Origin of the sequence: Corallococcus sp. CA047B, assembly GCF_003612065.1 — a bacterium.
Lineage (GTDB): Bacteria > Myxococcota > Myxococcia > Myxococcales > Myxococcaceae > Corallococcus > Corallococcus praedator.
This window is the reverse complement of record NZ_RAWD01000001.1, coordinates 120,698-139,579: the sequence shown is the minus strand read 5'-3', so window position 1 is coordinate 139,579 and position 18,882 is coordinate 120,698. Positions and strand designations below refer to the sequence as shown.

The 18,882-nt window shown below is 70.0% G+C and carries 15 protein-coding genes; 4 read left to right on the top strand and 11 right to left on the bottom strand.

The genetic code is table 11. The annotated features are described in order from the left end of the window. Positions 1-82: 82 nt before the first annotated feature. From mdh to D7X74_RS00590, 3 genes are all read right to left on the bottom strand, one after another. Complete coding sequence (gene mdh, locus D7X74_RS00600; RefSeq protein ID WP_120530926.1) at positions 83-1,024, bottom strand: malate dehydrogenase; 942 nt, start codon at positions 1,022-1,024, stop codon at positions 83-85. Between the two features lie 30 nt (positions 1,025-1,054). After that, positions 1,055-2,350 (bottom strand): NADP-dependent isocitrate dehydrogenase, encoded by a 1,296-nt coding sequence (gene icd, locus D7X74_RS00595; RefSeq protein ID WP_120530925.1) that lies wholly within the window; start codon positions 2,348-2,350, stop codon positions 1,055-1,057. 178 nt (positions 2,351-2,528) lie between these two features. After that, positions 2,529-3,074: an ATP-binding protein gene (locus D7X74_RS00590; RefSeq protein ID WP_120530924.1), complete on the bottom strand. Its 546-nt coding sequence runs from the start codon at positions 3,072-3,074 to the stop codon at positions 2,529-2,531. 425 nt (positions 3,075-3,499) lie between these two features. On the opposite strand from D7X74_RS00590, the gene D7X74_RS00585 reads away from it, so the two are divergent. Next, positions 3,500-5,650, top strand: coding sequence for a hypothetical protein (locus tag D7X74_RS00585; protein WP_199732627.1), 2,151 nt, complete (start codon positions 3,500-3,502; stop codon positions 5,648-5,650). A 14-nt stretch (positions 5,651-5,664) separates the two neighbouring features. Continuing rightward, entirely contained in the window at positions 5,665-6,411 is a 747-nt protein-coding gene (locus D7X74_RS00580; RefSeq protein WP_120530922.1) for an iron-containing redox enzyme family protein, read from the top strand. A gap of 93 nt (positions 6,412-6,504) precedes the next feature. Here the strand turns inward: D7X74_RS00580 and D7X74_RS00575 are convergent, their stop codons facing one another. After that, complete coding sequence (locus D7X74_RS00575; RefSeq protein WP_120530921.1) at positions 6,505-8,145, bottom strand: bifunctional 3-(3-hydroxy-phenyl)propionate/3-hydroxycinnamic acid hydroxylase; 1,641 nt, start codon at positions 8,143-8,145, stop codon at positions 6,505-6,507. Positions 8,146-8,608: 463 nt separating this feature from the next. On the opposite strand from D7X74_RS00575, the gene D7X74_RS00570 reads away from it, so the two are divergent. Both D7X74_RS00570 and D7X74_RS00565 read left to right on the top strand, forming a co-directional pair. Next, on the top strand, positions 8,609-9,403 hold the full coding sequence (locus D7X74_RS00570) for a class I SAM-dependent methyltransferase (RefSeq protein WP_147444123.1): 795 nt from the start codon (positions 8,609-8,611) through the stop codon (positions 9,401-9,403). A gap of 107 nt (positions 9,404-9,510) precedes the next feature. After that, a complete protein-coding gene (locus tag D7X74_RS00565; protein WP_120530919.1) occupies positions 9,511-9,711 on the top strand; it encodes a hypothetical protein in 201 nt (66 codons plus the stop codon). 60 nt (positions 9,712-9,771) lie between these two features. On the opposite strand, the gene D7X74_RS00560 is transcribed toward D7X74_RS00565, so the two are convergent. The 7 genes from D7X74_RS00560 to D7X74_RS00530 all read right to left on the bottom strand — a co-directional run bounded on the left by D7X74_RS00560 (position 9,772) and on the right by D7X74_RS00530 (position 18,855). Beyond that, on the bottom strand, positions 9,772-11,010 hold the full coding sequence (locus tag D7X74_RS00560) for a cytochrome P450 (RefSeq protein ID WP_120530918.1): 1,239 nt from the start codon (positions 11,008-11,010) through the stop codon (positions 9,772-9,774). 195 nt (positions 11,011-11,205) lie between these two features. Next, the gene (menE, locus tag D7X74_RS00555; RefSeq protein WP_120530917.1) at positions 11,206-12,681 is read right to left on the bottom strand and encodes an o-succinylbenzoate--CoA ligase; all 1,476 of its coding nucleotides are present in this window, start codon (positions 12,679-12,681) and stop codon (positions 11,206-11,208) included. Positions 12,682-12,859: 178 nt separating this feature from the next. Then, the gene (menC, locus tag D7X74_RS00550) at positions 12,860-14,014 is read right to left on the bottom strand and encodes an o-succinylbenzoate synthase (RefSeq protein WP_120530916.1); all 1,155 of its coding nucleotides are present in this window, start codon (positions 14,012-14,014) and stop codon (positions 12,860-12,862) included. Positions 14,015-14,023: 9 nt separating this feature from the next. Next, complete coding sequence (locus D7X74_RS00545; protein WP_120530915.1) at positions 14,024-14,944, bottom strand: 1,4-dihydroxy-2-naphthoate polyprenyltransferase; 921 nt, start codon at positions 14,942-14,944, stop codon at positions 14,024-14,026. Continuing rightward, positions 14,941-15,801 carry a 2-succinyl-6-hydroxy-2,4-cyclohexadiene-1-carboxylate synthase gene (gene menH, locus D7X74_RS00540; protein WP_120530914.1) on the bottom strand — a complete coding sequence of 287 codons (861 nt, stop codon included), beginning with the start codon at positions 15,799-15,801 and terminating at the stop codon, positions 14,941-14,943. Before menH ends, D7X74_RS00545 begins: the two co-directional genes overlap by 4 nt. Further along, a complete protein-coding gene (gene menD, locus D7X74_RS00535) occupies positions 15,792-17,561 on the bottom strand; it encodes a 2-succinyl-5-enolpyruvyl-6-hydroxy-3-cyclohexene-1-carboxylic-acid synthase (RefSeq protein ID WP_120530913.1) in 1,770 nt (589 codons plus the stop codon). The genes menH and menD overlap by 10 nt, the downstream gene beginning before the upstream one ends. Further along, on the bottom strand, positions 17,545-18,855 hold the full coding sequence (locus tag D7X74_RS00530) for an isochorismate synthase MenF (RefSeq protein ID WP_120530912.1): 1,311 nt from the start codon (positions 18,853-18,855) through the stop codon (positions 17,545-17,547). Before D7X74_RS00530 ends, menD begins: the two co-directional genes overlap by 17 nt. Positions 18,856-18,882: the final 27 nt, after the last annotated feature.

Sequence of the window (18,882 nt, the reverse complement as noted above, 5' to 3'; positions counted from 1 at the left end):
ATAAGCCCGGATCATTCACGGCATCAGGCGGCGGCCCGCCGGCAGCATTCCGGCGGGCCTGACCGACCGATGCGGAAAACGGCTACAGCTTGACGAGTTCGACCGTCTGCTTCACGGACTCGTAGGACTTCTTCAGCTCGGCCTTCTCCGCGTCGTTCAGCTCCACGGTGATGACCTTCTCCACGCCGCCCGCGCCGATCTGCACCGGGACGCCGAAGAAGAAGTCGCTGATGCCGTACTGGCCCTTGAGCATGGCCGCGGCCGGCAGGACGCGCTTGCGGTCGAACAGGAAGCTCTCCGCCATGGCGATGGAGGAGGCGGCCGGCCCGAAGTAGGCGCTGCCCGTCTTGTACAGGCCCACCAGCTCCGCGCCGCCCTTGCGGGTGCGGTCGATGATGGCGTCCAGCTTGTCCTTGGCGATGAGCTGGGTGAGCGGCACGCCGCCCACGGTGCTGTGGCGCACGAGCGGCACCATGTCGTCGCCGTGGCCGCCGAGCACCAGCGCCTCCACGTCACGGATGGAGGAGCCCAGGGCCTCCGCCACGAAGCACTTGAAGCGGCTGGTGTCCAGCACGCCCGCCATGCCCACGACCATGTTGTCCGGCAGGCCGGCGATCTTGTGGAGCGCGTACACCATCGCGTCCAGCGGGTTCGCGACGTTGATCACGAAGGCGCCGGGGGCGTGCTGCTTGATGTTGGCCGCCACGTCCCGCATGATCTTCAGGTTGACGTCGAGCAGGTCCTCGCGCGTCATGCCCGGCTTGCGAGGCACGCCGGCCGTGATGATGATCACGTCCGAGCCCGCCACGTCCTTCCAGTCCGTGGAGCCGGTGACGCGACAATCCAGGCCGTCCACCGCGGACAGCTGGTTGATGTCCAGCGCCTTGCCCTTGACCAGACCTTCAGCCACCGGGATGTCGTAGAGCACGACGTCGCCGAGCTGCTTCTGGACCGCCAGCAGGGCCAGGTTGCCGCCAATCTGACCGCCGCCGATGAGGCCGATCTTCTTCTTCTTGTGCGCCATGGTTTCGCCCTCTTGCTTGCCGGGTGGGGACTACATGTTCTTGATGATGGCCTGACCGAACTCCGAGCACTTCACCTCGGTCACGGCGCCCTGCGACTCCAGCTTCATCAGACGCGCGAAGTCGTACGTCACGGTGCGCGCGGTGATGGCGCGGTCCATGCCCTTGATGATCAGGTCCGCAGCCTCGTGCCAGCCCAGGTGGCGCAGCATCATCTCGCCGGAGAGGATGACCGAGCCCGGGTTCACCTTGTCCAGGTCCGCGTACTTCGGGGCCGTGCCGTGCGTGGCCTCGAAGACGGCGTGGCCGCTGACGTAGTTGATGTTGCCGCCCGGCGCGATGCCGATGCCGCCCACCTGCGCCGCGAGCGCGTCCGACAGGTAGTCGCCGTTGAGGTTCAGCGTGGCGATGACGTCGAACTCGTCCGGACGGGTCAGCACCTGCTGCAGGGTGATGTCCGCGATGGAGTCCTTGACCAGGATCTTCCCCGCGCCCAGCGCCGCCTTCTGCTCGGCGTTGGCGGCGTCCTCGCCCTTGGCGGCCTTGGTCGCCTCCCACTGATCCCAGGTGTAGACCTTGTCACCGAACTCGCGCGTGGCCAGGTCGTAGGCCCACTTGCGGAACGCGCCTTCGGTGAACTTCATGATGTTGCCCTTGTGGACGATCGTCACGCTCTTGCGCTTCAAGTCCACCGCGTACTGGATGGCGGCGCGCACGAGGCGCTCGGTGCCTTCCTGGGACACGGGCTTGATGCCGACGCCCACGTTCTGCTCGAAGCGGATCTTCTTCGCTTCCTTGGGGAACTCCTGCTTGAGCCAGCCCAGGAACTTCTTGGCCGCGTCCGTGCCGGCCTCGAACTCGATGCCCGCGTAGATGTCTTCCGTGTTCTCACGGAAGATGACCATGTCCACCTTCTCCGGCTGCTTCACCGGGCTGGGCACGCCCTTGAAGTAGCGCACCGGCCGCAGGCAGACGTACAGGTCCAGCATCTGGCGCAGCGCCACGTTCAGCGAACGGATGCCGCCGCCCACCGGCGTCGTCAGCGGGCCCTTGATGCCCACCAGGTAGCTGCGGAAGGCCTCGACCGTCTCGTCCGGCAGCCAGTTGTTGACCTGCTTGAAGGACTTCTCGCCGGCCAGCACCTCGTACCAGGAGATCTTCCTCTTGCCGCCGTAGGCCTTCTCCACCGCCGCATCGAACACGGCCTGCGAGGCCTTCCAGATGTCGCGGCCGGTACCGTCGCCCTCGATGTAGGGGATGATCGGGTTGGACGGCACGTTCAACTTGCCGTTCTGAAGGGTGATCTTCTCGCCAGAGGGAGGCGCCATGAACGCAAACTCCTGAGTAGGACCGGGTATTGAGAGGCGGCGGATACTCTGGAACCCGCCCCCGGTCGTCAAGGAGTTTGGCCGCGCGGCACCGGGTTTGGACGCACCGGTGGTGCGCCGCGCTTATCGCAGCCAATGGTCGAAAAAAGGCTGGGCCGCTTTTCCCAGGTTTCGCGGGCTAGAAGCTCGCGAGGCCGGGCGCGGGCAGCTGGATGCCCACGCCGGTTCCCGTCTCCAGCCGCTCCACCGACAGCTCGCCGCCCATGGCGTCCACCAGTTCGCGCGCGCGCGCCAGCCGCCGCTGGGTGGTGCCCACCCGCAGCGGGGACAGCACCACCGAGCGCAGCTCCCGCTCGGACAGGGCCACGCCCGGCATCACCACCTGGAAGCGCGGGCCCACCTCCCCGAAGTCGTCCGGGGGATCCACCACCACCCGCACCGTGCTGGCTTCGGGGGTCGCTGTGTCCGCCGCGTGGGCGATCAGCAACAGGAAGACCTGCTCCAGGCGGCGCCGGCTGACCCGGGCCATCACCGGATATTCGGGCAGCTCCAGCGCCACCTCCACGCCGTGCAGCCGCCGCGTCGCGCCCAGGAGCTTGAGGGCGTCGCGCGCGGAAGCCGCCACGTCCACCTGGAAGACGTCCGGCAGATCCACCGACTCCAGACCGCCAGACGCAGCCGCCCCGTCCCCCGGCCTTCCGTTCGTCTCGAGCGCTGCGCTCATACGCGTCTCCCCACCCTGGACCTGGAGCGCCGACCATACCGGCCGCTTCTGACAGGCGTCCATTGCACGGCCGTCTGACTGTGTTCGTTTCTCGGTTTCTGTATTGGGGGGATTACAGTTATGCGCCATCTTGCCGGTGAAGATGCGCTTGCCGGGTACGTAATACTCCTCGGAAACCCCGTATCCCGCCCTGGAACTTCCCATCCCCTGCTCTGGTCAATCTTGACCCAGGGTGAGTCACCCAAGGGGACGGAAAAACAGCCCAGGTGCATAAATTCGATTTGACTGTTACGGACGAACTCCCCATGATGCGGTCACAGAATCCAGAGCCGTCAGCGTCTTCACTGAATCAGGGAGGAAGTGTTGTGCTCGCAACATCGCCGACCATGACTGGTGACGCTGCCCGGAGAAGGGGTGTCCTGACGATGGATGGAGGGATTCCGGCGTCCGCGAAGTTCCAGCACGCGATCGAATTCGGCAGTGGAGATGCACTGCGCAACGTGATTCCCCTTCCCCCCGCGGAAGCAGCCCTGGATGACTCGGGCTATTCGCTGCACGGCACCGGCCCCACGGCCATCACCTGCGCGCTCGGCAGCCCCGACGCGGTGCTGGGTGAAGTGACCCGACTGAGCCCCACGGTGGTGTGGGTGGCGCCCCGGGAGCCGCAGGTCGACACGTCGGAGGCCCGGACCTTCCCCGTGTACCTGTCCTTCAATGGCGTCACCATCGGGCCGCTCAACGCCGCCTTCATCCGCACGGACGCGGACATGCCGCACGCGCCGGTGGGGCTGCAGCTGGTGGGCGTGTCGGTGGAGCAGGGTCGGGAGATCCTGGGGTTCCTGGCGGACGCGCTGCGCCGGGGCATCGCGGAGCCGGCCGCTTCCGCGCTGCCCGTGCAGGACATCATCGTGGACCCGGAGCGGATCCGCTCCATCTTCTCCGCCATCTGCGCGTCCGGGAACAAGGGCGTGCTGCGCCGCCAGGGCCGCGTGGTGCGCATGGTGCTGGAGCGCTTCCACGCCTCCACCGGTCAGCTGGAGTGGCGCACCGAGGAGTCCACCCCGGACTGGGGTGACCCGGCGTACGACATCGACGTCATCGGCTACAACTCCGCGTACCGCATGCGCGCGGAGACGGGCCGTGGCGAGGGCGACCGCCTCTTCACCACCCTGCCCGCCCAGCTGTTCCGCATCCGTCACCGCTGGCACCGCCGCGTTCCCGCCCCCGAGGGCATCCGCGCCCGCTTCCACCACCCGCTGTGGCGCGAGCAGGGCCTGCTGCGCCGCGAGGTGCTGGACCTGTCCTTCTCCGGCCTGTGCGTGCGCTGCCTGCCGCAGGACCTGATGTTCCCCGGCCTGCTGCCGCCCCTCATCGAGCTGGAGCTGGGCGATGGGCTGATGGTCAGCGTGCGCGGGGAGATCCGCTACGTCAGCGGCGTGCGCGCCGACGGCACCGTGCTGTGTGGCCTGAGCGTGCTGCCCTATTCGTCCGACGAGGCGCGCTGGGTGCGCTTCGTGTCGCAGACGATGTCCCCCGCCACGCGCACCAGCGAAGGCCTGGTGGATCAGCTCTGGGATCTGTTCAACCGCTCCGGCTTCTTCAGCCTGGGTGGCAGCTCCCCGGAGGAGTTCGAGGAGCTGAAGCTCAACTTCGCGTCGCTCGCCAAGCGCGCCGCGGAAGTGCCGCAGCTGTTCTGCCAGGCGGTGTGGCCGTCCGAGCGCGGCATCGAGGCGACGCTGTCCTTCACCAAGCCGTACCGCCACGCGTGGCTGGGCCACCAGGTGGCGAAGCGGCCGGGCAAGCCGCCTCCGGGGGTGCAGGAGGCGGGGCAGATCATGCGCGACATCTACCTGCGCACGTTCGAGCACCCGCAGAGCGACCCGGACTTCCACTGGGTGATTGCCTACGTGGAGGCCCTCAACCCGTGGATCGCCAAGGCGCACGTGCGCTACGCCGAGCGCCAGATGGAGAGCGGCGCGGGCCTGGCCTTCACGCGGAAGATCCAGAAGATGAAGGCCTTCAGCCACGAGCTGAGCGGCCGCGACCACCGCGAGTTCGAGGTGGGCCCCGCCACCGCCGGTGAGCTGAGCCTGCTGGCCGCGACCATCGCCCGCAAGTTCCCCACCTGCTACGTGGAATCGCTGGACCTGACGCGGGACCGGCTGGACATGACGCCCGTCACGCAGAAGTGGAAGAGCTTCGGCATGGAGCGCGAGCGCTCCATCCTCGTGGCCCGCCGCCACGGCATCCCCTACGCCGCCGCCGTGATGGAGCTGGGTCAGCTGGGCGCGAACCTCTTCCGCCTGCTCGACAACACGCGCATGTTCTCGCTCGTCGAGGACGGGACGCGCGCCTATTCGGCCCTGATGGACGCGGCCCGGAACTGGTACCTGGCGCGCCGCCGCCCCTCCTTCCTCTACCTGCGCGAGGACGAAGGCGGCAGCTACGTGCAGGAGTGCGGCCTGCACGACGGGCCGGATCCCTACATGTGGATCATCTCCTCGAAGCTCGTTCCGGACTTCCTGGAGCACATCAGCGAACTCACCATCGGGCGCCGCGGTGCCCACTCCCGTTGAGGACTGACCCCCCCATGAGCAAGCCCCTCGTCGATACCCAGTACCTCCCCCACGTCTCCGATGTCCGCCACGTCCTGGCGGCCGGCCCCCACGTCACCACGCTGCTGGATGAGAACGTCGATCCCGCCCTGCTGGAGGGGTTCCTCATCCAGCTGTGCGCCCTGGGCGTGTACATGACGGAGCCCGTGGACGGGTGGATCCGCCGCGCCGGTGAGGCCTGTACGAAGGTCGAAGGCCTGGAAGAGGTGGGCCGGCAGCTCATCTCCCACGCCAAGCACGAGGCCGGTCACCACCTGATGATGGTGGAGGACACCAAGAGCCTGGTGGCCGGGTGGAACCAGCGCCGCATGCCCAAGCTGGACGCGGAGCAGCTGCTCGCGCAGGCCCCGACGCCGGCCATGCAGGAGTACCGGCAGATCCACGAGGACACCATCAACGGCGCCATGCCGGGCGCGCAGGTCGCCATCGAGTACGAGATCGAGAACCTGTCGGTGGTGTTCGCGCCCCGCCTCATCGAGCAGTGCAAGCGCGTGCTCGGGCCGGACGTGATGAACTCGCTGACGTTCATCAAGGAGCACGTGGAGCTGGACGTGGGCCACACCGCCCTCAACGAGGTCATGCTCAACAAGCTGCTCAGCCAGAAGCCCGAGCACGCCGTGACGATCGGCAAGACGGGCGCCCGCGCGCTGGACATCTACCTGCGCTTCTACGGCGACTGCATGGAGAAGGCGAAGCGGATGCTCCAGGTCGCCACGGCCTGAAGTCCCCGCTGAAAACACCACGGGCGCCGGGGCCAGGAAGGCCACCGACGCCCGACAGGTGCTCCGTGTCCGGTATGGACCGGGACTCCAGGCTCACGCGCCGATGGACGCGATGCGACGCGGGATGCGGCTGCCCCGGCGGTTGAAGGGCCGGACGTCCTTCTTCAGCGCGGCGTGGACCTGCTCGACGCCCGCGCGGTTCGTGGCCGCGTAGACGTACCGGTCCGGCCGCAGGACGACCAGGTCGGACGCGTGCTGGGCGAACCACTCGCCCAGCTTGCCTTCCAGGTCCACCACCTCTCCCGCGCGCCCCGCGCCGGAGCGCGCCGCGGGCGCCACCGACAGCCAGACGCCGCCGATGTCCTCCGCCAGGGCCTTGGCGGCCTGCTGCACGTCGGCGGGCGCACCCGGCCGCGTCAGCACCGCGAAGCGCTGCCCGATGACGTCGTCGAGCGGACGCTCCCCTTCCTCACCGTGCTCCACGCGGGGCTGCGGGAAGTAGGCACCCTCCCCGGCCGTCTTGGCCTTGCCGCGCTTGCCGCCGAAGAGGAACCCTTCCGCGTGGAAGAGGTTCGGCTTCATCTTGTATTCGCGGATGAAGGGGCCGGTGACGGGCATCCGGTACAGCAGGTTGATGAACACGTTGCGGGCGCGGGCCATGAGCGGGCCGCCCGAGGACAACATCGACCCGAGCGCGTCCGACATCCGCATCATCTCCGCCGCGTGCGGCCGGCGCTCCACCTCGTAGGTGTCCAGCAGCGCCGCGTCCGCGGCGCCGTTGAGCACGTGGGCGATCTTCCAGGAGAGGTTCGCCGCGTCGCGCAGGCCGGAGCACACGCCCTGGCCCAGGAAGGGCGGCATGAGGTGCGCCGCGTCCCCGAGCAGGAACACCCGGCCCACCCGCCACTTCTCCGCCATGCGGCTGTGGTAGGCGTACAGGTTGACGCTCTTGATCCGCACCGAGTCCGGATCGATGTACGGGGAGATGATGCCGCGCACGTACTCCGCGCTGCGCACGTGCTCCAGGTCCTGCCCGGGCCGCACCACCGTGTCGAAGCGCATCTCGTCGTGCGCGGTGCGCGTCACGATGCCCACGCGCTTCGGGCCGCAGGGGTAGTAGGTGAAGTCGGGCGCCGACGACGGCGTCTCCACGGTGATGGCCAGTGCGTGCGCGAGCGCCGTGGTGCCCTCCAGCTTGAGGCCCAGCCGCCGGCGGATGCCGCTCTTCGCGCCGTCGCAGGCCAGCAGGTAGCGCGCCCGCACCGTCAGGGTGCGGCCGGTGGCGTTCTCCTTCACGCGCACCGACACGCCGTCCTCGTCCTGCATGAAGGATTCGACTTCGTGGCCGCGCCACAGCGCCACGTTCGGGAAGCGCTCCATGCCGCGCGTGAGGGACGCCTCCAGGCGCGGCTGGCTGAACAGCGAGCCGATGGCGTGCCCGTTGGGACGCTCCACCTTGGTGAAGTCCACCTCCGCCAGCACCCGCATCTCGTCGTCGACGTACGTCATCTTCAAGCACGGGTGGAAGCTCGGCCCCAGTTCGCCCGTGAGGCCGGCGGCCTGGAAGATGCGCTGCGCTTCGTCGTCCGCGTTGATCGCCCGCGACTGCGTGTGCGGGACCGTCTCCTTCTCGATGACCACGGTGCGCAGCCCGTACTGTCCCAGCAGGTTCGCCGCCATGGCACCCACCGGGCCGCTTCCGACGACGATCACATCAACAGATTCCGGAGCCATTACTCCCCTCCCGTTGTGTGCGAGCTGATCCGTTCAACCGTGCGGCCTAGCGACCGAAGCCCCCCTCGGTCGTAGTTAAGGATACCGCCAAACCCTTGCAACCCCACCGGAACACGTTGTTTCAACGCGCCCTCCGGTGATCCACCTCCCGGTCGCCCCAGCGCCGGGTCCTTCGAACATCCACCTGTTCTTAAAACGCACCCCTCCAAAAACCTTGCATGTCTGCCCATGCATCTCCGCCATTCTCCTGGCGGGCGCGCCTCCGCACGGACTTTTCGCGTCGCGTTTTCCTGCGAGGATTCAAAGTTTCGCGGTGGCCGTATGGATTCAGTGTCTTGTTTTGATTTCGAGGCAGGTGAATGTGCGCTGATACACCCGGAAGGCGCCTCTTGTGCGTCGCGCCGGACTGGGCGACAGTTGCGGGGCCGTCCTCCCCCTGAGCCCCTTGGAGCGCCCAGCGATTATGCCCAGACTGCAACTTTTCGAGCTAGAGGATCAGCCCTGGTTCCCGAAGGTCCTGCGCCGTGGGGTGACGGACTTCCTGGCGTACGTGTGGAGCCTTTCGGACGACCGCTACGTGGAGTTCGTGCGGCGGCTCAAGGGCGCGATGGCGGCGATGGGTGAGACGCAGCTGCTGGACATGGCGTCGGGCAGCGCGGGGCCCGTGCCGAAGCTGCTGGAGATGCTGGAGTCGCAAGAAAAATACACTGCGACAGCGCTTCTCACGGACCTGTATCCGGAGGTGTCCGCGTTCGAGAAGGTGAAGGCGGCGCACCCGGGGCGCGTGGACTATGTGTCGACGTCGGTGGACGCGACGGCGGTGCCGGCCACGTACAAGGGCTTCCGCATCATGTGCAACTCGTTCCACCACCTGCCGCCGGAGGCCGCGCGCAAGGTGCTGGCGGATGCCGTGGCCCAGCGCCGCGGCATCGCCATCATGGAGCTGGTGGAGCGGCGCGGGCCGGCCATCGCGATGACGGCGGCGGCCCTGATCAACGTGCCGCTGACAACGCCCTTCATCCGGCCCGTGCGCATGGACCGGCTGGCCCTCACCTATCTGATGCCCCTCATCCCCATCGCCGCGGCGTTCGACGGCGTGGTGTCCTGTCTGCGGACCTACTCCATCGAGGAGATGCGCGAACTCACCCAGGGCCTGAGCGACGACTACATCTGGGACATCGACCGGCTCACCAACGAGGGGAACCCCTTCGGCCTGATGATGCTCATCGGCCGACCAGCCAATCCGTCGCAGGCCTGAGCAGGCTGTCGGCAGGAGGTCAGTAACGCCCCGGGCCAACGCGTGGCGTCGTGATTTCCGGGTTTGAAGGGCGTTCAATGGCGGCTCCTTCAAGGAGGAGCAGGCCCATGGAATGGCTCGAATTCAAGCGCTGGTCTCCGGAAGTGCAGCACGCGCTGGCGCTGCAGGCGGCCCGGTTGGGACAGACGGCGATGCACACCGAGCCGCCGCGGCAGTCCGCCGCGATGCTCGCCGCGCACCGCCTCTGCACGCTGCTGCGCCAGTACCCGCGCACCAACCCCTGGGGCCACCCCGCCTCGGAGTGCTGAGCACCGGGAGGCCCCGGCCCGTCCGTGTCATCCACGGGCGGGGCCGGAGCACCGGGCGTCTCAACCGTTCCTGGGGGTCCACTCCACCGGCAGGTGCTGGATGGCGCGGATGGTGAGGTTCTGCATCGTCCCGAAGTCCGGGTTCGGCGCGAGCCGCATGTCGGGCAGCTGATCCAACAGGAGGTTGGTCGCGATGAGCGCCTCCTGCCGGGCCAGGGGTGCGCCGATGCAGAAGTGGATGCCCCGGCCGAAGCCCAGGTGCGAGGGGTGGTGGCGGGAGATGTCGAAGCGATCCCCGTCCGCCAGCAGTGCGGGATCCCGGCTCCCCGACGCGTAGAGCAGCAGCAGCCGCGAGCCCGCGGGCAGCGTGACGCCGGCGAGCTGCACCTCCTCCGTGGTGGTGCGGATCATCCCGTGCGACACGGAGTCGAAGCGCAGCGTCTCCTCGATGAGGTGTGGCACCAGCGAGCGGTCCTCGCGCAGCCGCTGCCAGAGGCCGGGCTGCAGCAGGGCCTGCTTCCAGCACTGGGCGAGCAGCGCGGTGGTCGTCTCATGGCCCGCCGCCAGCAGGCTGCCGGCGATGGCGATGATGAGCTCCGGCAGCGTGAGGGCCTCGCCGTCCGTGTCGGTGGTGACGAGGTAGCTGGCCAGGTCGTCGCTCGGCTCGTAGCGACGGGCGGCGATGAGGCGGGCGACGTAGTGCTGGAAGGTGACCCAGCTACGCGCGAGCGGCGGCTGCTCCTCCGCCGGGACGCGCGTGAAGATCATCCGGAAGAAGTCGTCGCACCAGTGCTTGATGTTGGCCATGTCCTCCTTGGGCACGCCCACCATGCCCAGGATGACCCGCACGGGCAGCGGGTACGCCAGTTGCGTCACCAGGTCCGCCTTGCCCTGGTGCACGAACGCGTCGACGAGTTCCTGCGCGACGGCGCGGATGGGCCCTTCCTGCGCGGCGATGCGCTGCGCGGAGAAGCCCCGTCCCATCAGCTTGCGCAGACGGTTGTGCGTGGGAGGATCCGAGTTCAGCAGGCTGTCGGCCAGCGGGTAGCCCTCGGCGAGCACCGCCAGGGTCTCCGGCGCCAGCACCGAGCCCACGTTGCCCATGTCCGCCGACGAGAAACGTGCTGGGTCCTTCAGCACGTGACAGATGTCGTCGTAGCGACTGACCAGCCACATCCCCAGCATGGGGTTGAAGCTGACGGGCGCGTCCCGTCTGAGCTCCGCGTAGAACGGGTGGGGATCCTCGACGTGAGGCCCCGAGAACGGATTGTACTGGGCGCCCAGATGGGGGCACTTCATCGCGCTCGGCGCCCTGTTGCCGTGCGCTTCAGGTCCAACGACTCCAGACTGCGCTTCTGACTTCACTGCTTCCGCCGTGTTGCTCACCGTGAGCTCCCTCCCAGGAGTGCCCCCCACGGCGGACGACTCTATCCCGACCTCACAGGTTCACTCAGCGAGTCATGTCCAACCCACTTGACTGGTTGTGCGGGTGTTTCAAGACCCTTGTTGAGACACGGGCTGAGACACGGGCTGAGACATCGCCTGGCGGCGGAGGACGGTGCGCTCCACCTTGCTCATGGCATTGCGCGGCAGTGTTTCAAGGGCGACAAAGCGGGTGGGCACCTTGAAGCGCGCGAGCGACTGACGGCACCACGCGTCCAGGTCCTCGGGGAGCGGGTGGCCGGGGCGCGGGACGACGAAGGCCACGGGGACCTCGCCCCAGTGGGGGTCGGGCACTCCGACGACCGCGGACTCCGCGATGGCCGGGTGGTTGGCGAGCACGGCCTCGATCTCCGCCGGGTAGAGGTTCTCTCCGCCGCGCACGATGAGGTCCGTGCGGCGCGACAGCAGCGTGAGGCGCCCGCGCGCATCAAGGACGCCCACGTCCCGGGTTCGCAGCCAGCCGTCGTGGAGGGCCTCGTTCGTGGCTTCGGCCTGGTTCCAGTATCCGGCCATCCGCGTGGGGCCACGCACCTCCACGTCCCCCTCCTGGCCCACGTCGAGCAGTGCGCCGTCGGTCCCGACGATGCGCACCTCCAGGCCCGGCAGCGGCGGGCCCGCGGTGCGGCCATCGGCTTCGTCGGGCCGCTCCGTGGTGACCTGGGAGCAGGCTTCGGTGAGGCCGTAGGTCTGGAGGGCTCGCAGTCCGGCGGCCCGGGCCCGGGTGAGGAGGGCCGTGGGGACGGGACCGCCTCCAATCAACGCGAACCGGAAGGTGTCCGGCAGCCTGCGGTCCGCGCGCGCGTCCAGCACCCGCTCCAGCGTGGTGGCGACGAAGCTCGCGTACGAGGCGCCTTCGGTGTCGATGGCGCGGTTGACGGCCTCCGCGTCGAAGCGCTCGTGCAGGAGCAGGCAGCCGCCTTCGTAGGCGGTGCGCGTGAGCATGGCGAGGCCACCGACATGGAACAGGGGCAGCGTGCCCAGCCAGCGGGGTGAGGGATGCGCTCCCAGGTTCGCCGCGGAGGCCCGGCAGGACGCGCGGAAGGCGCCCTCCGTGAGCACGGCGCCCTTTGGACGGCCCGTCGTCCCGCTGGTGAAGAGGATGACCCGGGGCGTGTCCTCCTCCCAGGCCCGGAGGGGCGTGGGAGATGCGGTGGCGGCTTCCGGAAAGGACTCCAGCGACAGCGAGCCGGAGAGGCGATCCCCCAGGGAATCGAGCGCCAACGTGAGACGGGGCGCGACGGCGTCCACCAGGGGTTGCAGCTCCGCGCTCGTGAGCCTTGCGTTGAGCGGCGCGAACACCGCGCCCACCCGGCCCAGCGCCCAGAAGAGGAACGTCACCATGGGGTGGCTTGTCGACAGCAGCGCCACGCGATCGCCCTGCCCTACCCCTCGCGCCTCCAGCGCCGCGGTCCAGCGCGCCACCTCCGCGTCCAGCGTGCGGTACGTCCAGGACTGGCCCATGAAGCGCAGGGCTTCCGCTTCGGGGTGCCGCTGCGCGCCTTCGCGAATGGGACAGGTGACTTGCATCGTCAGGTGACTCCGAAGGTCCAGGCACCGCGTGCGAATCGCCGGGGCCCTGCTTCCTCGTGCCGGGGCATTGCCGCTTCGAGTGCATGATCGAAGCGCATCGTCGGTTGGCTCCGAAACGCTCCGATGGCCCGGTGCCGCTGCGCGCCGTCGTGGAGCAGGCAGCGGCAGCGCAGCTTCACGGCACTCCGAGCAGCTCCGGCGTCAGCCCCAGGCCCGGCACATCACGCAGACGCAGGAGGCCGTGCTCCGGTCGATAGGGATGGTCGAGGGGTTCGTCCGCGAAGAGCCGCCCCACCGCGAGCCCGGAGGCAAGCTCGCCCGACGGCAGCGCGGAGGCCAGGTGCGTCGCACCGGCCCGGGCCACCACCCCGTCGATGGAGCTGGTCACGTAGGCGTGCATGCCCAGCCGGGCCGCGCGCAGCGCCACGACCATCGAAGGCAGCAGCCCTCCGAGCACCATCGGCTTGATCACCACCGCGCCCACCACCGGCCCGCCCCCCAGGTCCATCGTGAGGAGCGCGCGCACTGCCGCGGGGTTGGCCAGCGTTTCATCCGCGGCGATGATGCACGGAGCCCGGCGCGGGACCCGCCACAACGCCTGGAGGTCTTCGGGCGGCGTGGGCTGTTCCACCAGCTCCAGTTCGTACCAACCCAGGCGATCCAGGGCGCGGTTGGCCTCGGGCTCGGTCCACCCGCCGTTCGCGTCCAGCCGCAGTCGCACCCTGGGACCCACCGCGTCGCGGACCGCCTTGACCCGCGCTTCGTCGGCGTCCAGCGGGCGGCCGGACACCTTCACCTTCAGCGTCTGGAAGCCCTCCGCCACCGCATCCCGCGCCTCCTGGGCCAGCGCCTTCGGATCCTCCGCGCCCAGGAGCGCGTTCACCAACACCTCCGGCCGCGCCTCCTCCGCGAGGAGCCAGCACAAGGGCACGCCCTTGCGCTGCGCCAGCAGGTCCAACAGCGCCAGCTCCAGGCCGTGCTGCGCCGCGGGGGCGTGCTCCTCCGGATCCCCCGAACGGATCTTCGCGCCCAGGGGCCGCAACATGTCGCTCGGCGAGGGCACGAGGGTCGCCTCGATGCCTTCGATGCTGTCATCCAGCGACTGGCCCTGGAGGGCGTCCAGCCATCCGCGCAGCACCTGATGCGTGGTGGCCAGGGACTCCGTGCCGAACTCCGGCAGGGGCATCGCCTCGCCCTGCCCCACGCGGCCTTCCTCGTCCCTCAGGCGCACGATGAAGCCGTCGCGCGTGGCGTAGGTTCCCCTCGCCGTCTTCAACGGGCGGGCCAGCGTGAGCCGCAGGGGGGTGAGCGTCGCCTCGGTGATGCGCATGACGCTCCTTCAGCGCAGGAAAAGGCCCAGCGCGAACAGCAGTCCAAACACGAGTTGCAACTTCGCCGTGGCCCCCAGCGCGGGGTTGAGCGCCGCCCCTTCCGACTTCAACATCAGCTTCAAGGGCGTCACCACCAGCGGCAGGCTCAAGAGCGGCAGGAACACCCAGGCGCTCGCCAGGCCCTTGGCGAACAACACGAACGGCGTGGCGTAGGAGGCCACCAGCAGCAACACGTACTCCGCCCGGCCGAAGCCCGCGCCGAAGCGGACCACCACCGTGCGCTTGCCGGCCTTCACGTCCGTGCTCGCGTCGCGCTGGTTGTTCACCACGATGAGGCACGTGCCAATGGCGCCCACCGGCAGCGACGCCCACCACGCCGCGGGGCCCACCACTCCGGCCTGCACGTAGTACGTGCCCGTCACCGCGACGATGCCGAAGAAGATCAGCACGAACAGGTCGCCCAGCCCGTGGTAGCCGAGCGGATACGGGCCGCCCGTGTACGCGTAGCCGCACAGGAGCGACATCATGCCGATGGCCACGATGGGCCAGCCCCCCACCCAGACCAGGTACACGCCCACCAGCGTCGCCAGCGCGAAGCACGTGAGGCCGCCCAGCAGCACCGTGGCGGGCGCGATGAGCCCGCTCTGCGTGACGCGCTTGGGCCCCAGGCGCTCTTCCGTGTCCGCGCCCTTCTTGAAGTCGTAGTAGTCGTTGATGAAGTTGGTGCCGATCTGGATCAGCACCGCGCCCACGAGCGCCGCGAGCGCGGGCAGCCAGCGCCCCACGCCTTCACCGTACGCCAGCGCCGTGGCCACCAGCACCGGCACCGCGCCCGCCGTCAGCGTCTTCGGGCGCACGGCCATCAGCCACGTCTTCAGCGTGGGCCGGGGAGGAACGATGTCGGAAGGACTGGAAGCCAGGGTGCTCACGAGTGGGCCGCCTCACGCGCCAGGATGGCGGGTTCGAACTGGGGGGCTTCGTACCAGGGCGTCTGGAGGAACGAGAGCACTTCCCGCACGTACTCCTCCGGGGCCTCCAGGTGGGGCGCATGCGCGCTGCCCGCGAAGGCATGGCGCCACACCACCGGCAGCTCCGCCGCCATGCGCCGCGCCAGGTTCGTGAACTTCGCGTCCTGATCTCCGGTGAGCAGCAGCGTGGGCAGCCGCTGACGGTGCAGCGACGGCCAGTAGTCCGGCTGCACGCCCAGACCCAGGCACTCCAGCGCCCCGGCCAGGCCTTCCGTCGTGCACGCCTTGCGGCGCTCCCGCAGCGCGTCCTGCTGCGGCGCGGGCAGGCGGCGCAGCCCGTCGAAGAGCGGCAGCGCTTCCCACCGCTCCACGAAGGCGTCCACGCCCTTGGTCCGGATGAAGCCCGCGAGCTTCGCGTCCGCTTCACGCCGCTCCGACCGCTCCTGACGGCGGTGCAGGCCCGGCGAGCCGCTCTCCATGATCAACCGACCGAAGCGCTCCGGCGCCTGCACCGACGCGGCCAGCGCCAGCCGCGCGCCCTGCGAATAACCGAGCAGGTCCACCGACTCCGCGGCTCCGCCCAATTCGCGCGCCAGTTGGACCACCGCGTCCACCGTCTCCAGGAAGCCGTCGCGCCCCGTCTTTTCGGGCAGCGGCGTGCGTCCGTGGCCGGGCAGATCCACCGTCACCACGCGCACGGAGCGACCGATGAGCGGGCGCAGGTGATCGAACGAGGCGCCGCTGCCGGTGAAGCCGTGCAGCGCCAGCAGCGTGTGGGGACCTTCGCCCCAGGTGTCATACGCAAGCTTCACACCCATGGTCCTTCTCCCAGTGCGGTGGCCATCCGCGCGAAGAGGTTTCGATGCTCGTCCACGTTGGTGGCCCGGTCGACCTGGACCTCCACCAGGTGGAAGCCCCCCTCCAGCCCCGTGCGCACCGCCGTGCGCAGGGCCGAGGGCGTCGTGGGGCGATGGAACCGGGCCCCGGCGAGCGCCGCCGCGTGCGACAGGTCCACGCCGTGCGGCGTTCCGAAGAGCGCCTCGAATTCGTCCGGCTTCGCCGTCCGCGCCAGCGGCAGGAACGAGAAGATGCCGCCCCCGTCATTGTTCACCACGACGATGGTCAGCGGCACCCGCGCCCGCGCCGCCGTCACCAGCCCGCCCACGTCGTGCAGCAGCGCCAGGTCGCCGGACAACAACACCGCGGGCCGTCCCGCCGCCGCGGCCACGCCCGCCGCGCTGGACACGATGCCGTCGATGCCATTGGCGCCGCGGTTCGCCAGCACGCGCAGCGGCACCCCGCCCCCTTGCGCGAAGGCGTCCACCGCGCGGATGGGCATGCTGCTGGACACGAAGAAGAGCGCTCCGGCCGGCAGCGCCGCCACCACCTCGCGCGCCAGCCGGGGCTCGGTCAGCACGTCGGGGCGCTCCGCGAGCGCGCTCTCCAGCGCGTGACGGGCCACGTGTTCGGCGGCCATGAAGCCCTGGGCCCAACGGCCGGCGCCCCGCGACAGGCCTTCCGTCAGCGCGCGACACGCGAGCACCGCGGAGCCCTCCACCACCACCGAGGCCCGGTGCGGCGGATCATACAGCGCGCCCTCGTCACTGAAGACGATAAGCTCCGCGCTGGAGCCATCCATCCACTGCTGCGGGGACTTGGGCGTCAGCCCGCCGCCGAAGCGGAGGATCAGCTCCGGGGCATGCGCCCGCGTGAAGGGCTCGTGCCGCAGGAGCGCGTCGTAGAGCGACACCGTCAGGGGGCCGCCGCCATAGCGCGCCTGGGACGCCGCCTCCGCCAGCACCGGGTAGCCGGTCGCGAGGCTCAGCGCGGTGATGGCCTCCGCGAAGCCGTCGTCCTCGTCGCGCGGGCCGCAGATGATCACCCCCCGCTCGGTGGCGGCGATGCGCGCGCGCACGGCGTCCAGCCCCGAAGCCTCCGGCATCCGCGACGGCGGCAGGATGCGGGTGAGCGGCGCGTCCGGACGCCCCTGCCTCGCGAGCGCCGTCAGGTGCTCCGCGCCGAAGTCCTGGGCGACGGGCGCCAGGGGCTCGCGGAACGGGACGTTGAGCTGCACGGCGCCCCGGGGCGCGCGGCAGGCGGTGTTCACCGCGCGGGCGGCCGTGGCGCGCAGGTGCGCGATGGCGCCGCTGTGCGACTCGGGCAGGCCCACGTCCGCGAACATCCGCGCGAACTCGCCGTAGAACCGCGCCTGCGGCACCGTCTGCGGCGCGCCCCAGCCCTGCAGCTCCAGCGGCCGGTCCGCGGTCAGCACCACCAGCGGCACCTGGGCCATGGCCGCCTCGATGACGGCCGGATAGAGGTGCGCGCCCGCCGAACCGCTCGTCGCCACCACCACCACCGGCTGCCGCGAGTGCTTCGCCATGCCCAGCGCGAAGAACCCCGCGCTGCGCTCGTCGATGACCGACCAGGTGCGCAGGCCCGGCGTGTGCGCGCACGCGAGCGCCAGCGCCGACGAGCGCGACCCCGGACACACCACCGCGTGCCGGACCCCGCCACGCACCAGCTCTTCCAACAGGGCGCGCGCCCACAGCACGTTGAGGTTAGCGTCGGACGACATCGCCGCCCCCGAGCGCGCGCAGCATGGCCAGACTCTTCATCTCGGTCTCCCGCCACTCGGACTCCGCGCTGGAGCCCGCGACGACGCCCGCGCCCACGAAGAGCCGGGCATGCGCGCCGCGGACCAGCGCCGAGCGCAACGCCACCACCAGATGCGCACGCCCCGGTCCCACCCAGCCTACCGGCCCCGCGTACCAACCCCTGTCCAGCGCCTCGTGCTCCACCAGGAAGGACAGCGCGAGTTCCCTCGGCGCGCCACCCACCGCCGGTGTGGGATGCAGCGCGGTGACGACCTGCGCGGTGTCCACGCCCTCGCCCAGCCTCGCGCGGATGCCCGTGCGCAGGTGCATTACGTTCTTCAGCGCGAGCACCGACGGCTGCGCGTCCGCTGACACGCTCGCCGCCACCGGCTGGAGCGCCTGGAGGATGTAGCGCACCACCGCCGCGTGCTCTCGCTGGTCCTTGTCGCTGGCATCCAGCGCCACCTCCGCACCCGGTGCCGCCGAACCCGCGAGCGCCTCCGTCTCCAGCACGCGCCCGTCCACCCGGCACAGCGTCTCCGGCGTCGCGCCCAGGAAGCCCGTCCCGTCCGGCGCGCGGAAGAGGAACGTGGCGCAGCGCGGATTCTGCTCACGCAGGCGCGCCAGCACGTCCACCACGTCGAACGGCTCCGGCCCTTCCGCATCCATCGCCCGCGCCAGCACGACCTTGTGCAGGGGGCCCGTGCTGATGGCCTCCACCGCCCGGTCCACCAGCGCCTCGAAGTCCCGCCGCGACGACGACGTGCGCAGCGCCACCGGCGCGCCCTGCGCGTGGCGATAGCCTTCCGGGAAGGACGCCCGCACGCGCTCCAGCCGCGAGCGCACCGTGTCCTCACCGCCCTGCGCTTCGGTGGCGAAGGCCGCGACGTACAGCGCGTTGTCCTCGCGCCACACCAGCACCTCCGGCAGCGTCCAGCGCGCGAGCCCGTGCGAGCGCCAGGCGCCGTCCACCTGCCCCGTGGGGCTGAAGCGCATGCCGCCGAACCAGGGCCCCGGCATGCGGGTGGGCACGGGCCCCAGCCACCGCACGCTGTCGTGCCCCAACGCGCCCAGCACCGAGGGAAGCTCCGTCGCCACGTGCGCCTCGCGCACTCCTGCCTCGCCCCAGCCCGCCGCCGCCTCGCGATCCACCGGCCGCTCCCAGTAGAGGGAGGGAACGCCCAGGCTTCCAGCCCCCGCGAGCGGATCCACTCCCGCCAGGAGCATCATCCCGGCGACCCAATGCGGGCCCTCAGCGGGACTGAGCGGCGTCATCAGCAGTTCTCCTAGTGGCTCCGCGAG

Excerpts from the sequence above, each read along its gene's own strand:
- D7X74_RS00570 (WP_147444123.1), top strand. The coding sequence starts at position 8,609 with ATGCCCAGACTGCAACTTTTCGAGCTAGAGGATCAGCCCTGGTTCCCG.
- D7X74_RS00590 (WP_120530924.1), bottom strand. The coding sequence starts at position 3,074 with ATGAGCGCAGCGCTCGAGACGAACGGAAGGCCGGGGGACGGGGCGGCT.
- D7X74_RS00565 (WP_120530919.1), top strand. The coding sequence starts at position 9,511 with ATGGAATGGCTCGAATTCAAGCGCTGGTCTCCGGAAGTGCAGCACGCG.
- menE (WP_120530917.1), bottom strand. The coding sequence starts at position 12,681 with ATGCAAGTCACCTGTCCCATTCGCGAAGGCGCGCAGCGGCACCCCGAA.
- D7X74_RS00585 (WP_199732627.1), top strand. The coding sequence starts at position 3,500 with ATGGATGGAGGGATTCCGGCGTCCGCGAAGTTCCAGCACGCGATCGAA.
- menH (WP_120530914.1), bottom strand. The coding sequence starts at position 15,801 with ATGGGTGTGAAGCTTGCGTATGACACCTGGGGCGAAGGTCCCCACACG.
- D7X74_RS00580 (WP_120530922.1), top strand. The coding sequence starts at position 5,665 with ATGAGCAAGCCCCTCGTCGATACCCAGTACCTCCCCCACGTCTCCGAT.
- D7X74_RS00560 (WP_120530918.1), bottom strand. The coding sequence starts at position 11,010 with ATGAAGTGCCCCCATCTGGGCGCCCAGTACAATCCGTTCTCGGGGCCT.
- D7X74_RS00575 (WP_120530921.1), bottom strand. The coding sequence starts at position 8,145 with ATGGCTCCGGAATCTGTTGATGTGATCGTCGTCGGAAGCGGCCCGGTG.
- menD (WP_120530913.1), bottom strand. The coding sequence starts at position 17,561 with ATGTCGTCCGACGCTAACCTCAACGTGCTGTGGGCGCGCGCCCTGTTG.
- mdh (WP_120530926.1), bottom strand. The coding sequence starts at position 1,024 with ATGGCGCACAAGAAGAAGAAGATCGGCCTCATCGGCGGCGGTCAGATT.
- icd (WP_120530925.1), bottom strand. The coding sequence starts at position 2,350 with ATGGCGCCTCCCTCTGGCGAGAAGATCACCCTTCAGAACGGCAAGTTG.
- menC (WP_120530916.1), bottom strand. The coding sequence starts at position 14,014 with ATGCGCATCACCGAGGCGACGCTCACCCCCCTGCGGCTCACGCTGGCC.
- D7X74_RS00530 (WP_120530912.1), bottom strand. The coding sequence starts at position 18,855 with ATGACGCCGCTCAGTCCCGCTGAGGGCCCGCATTGGGTCGCCGGGATG.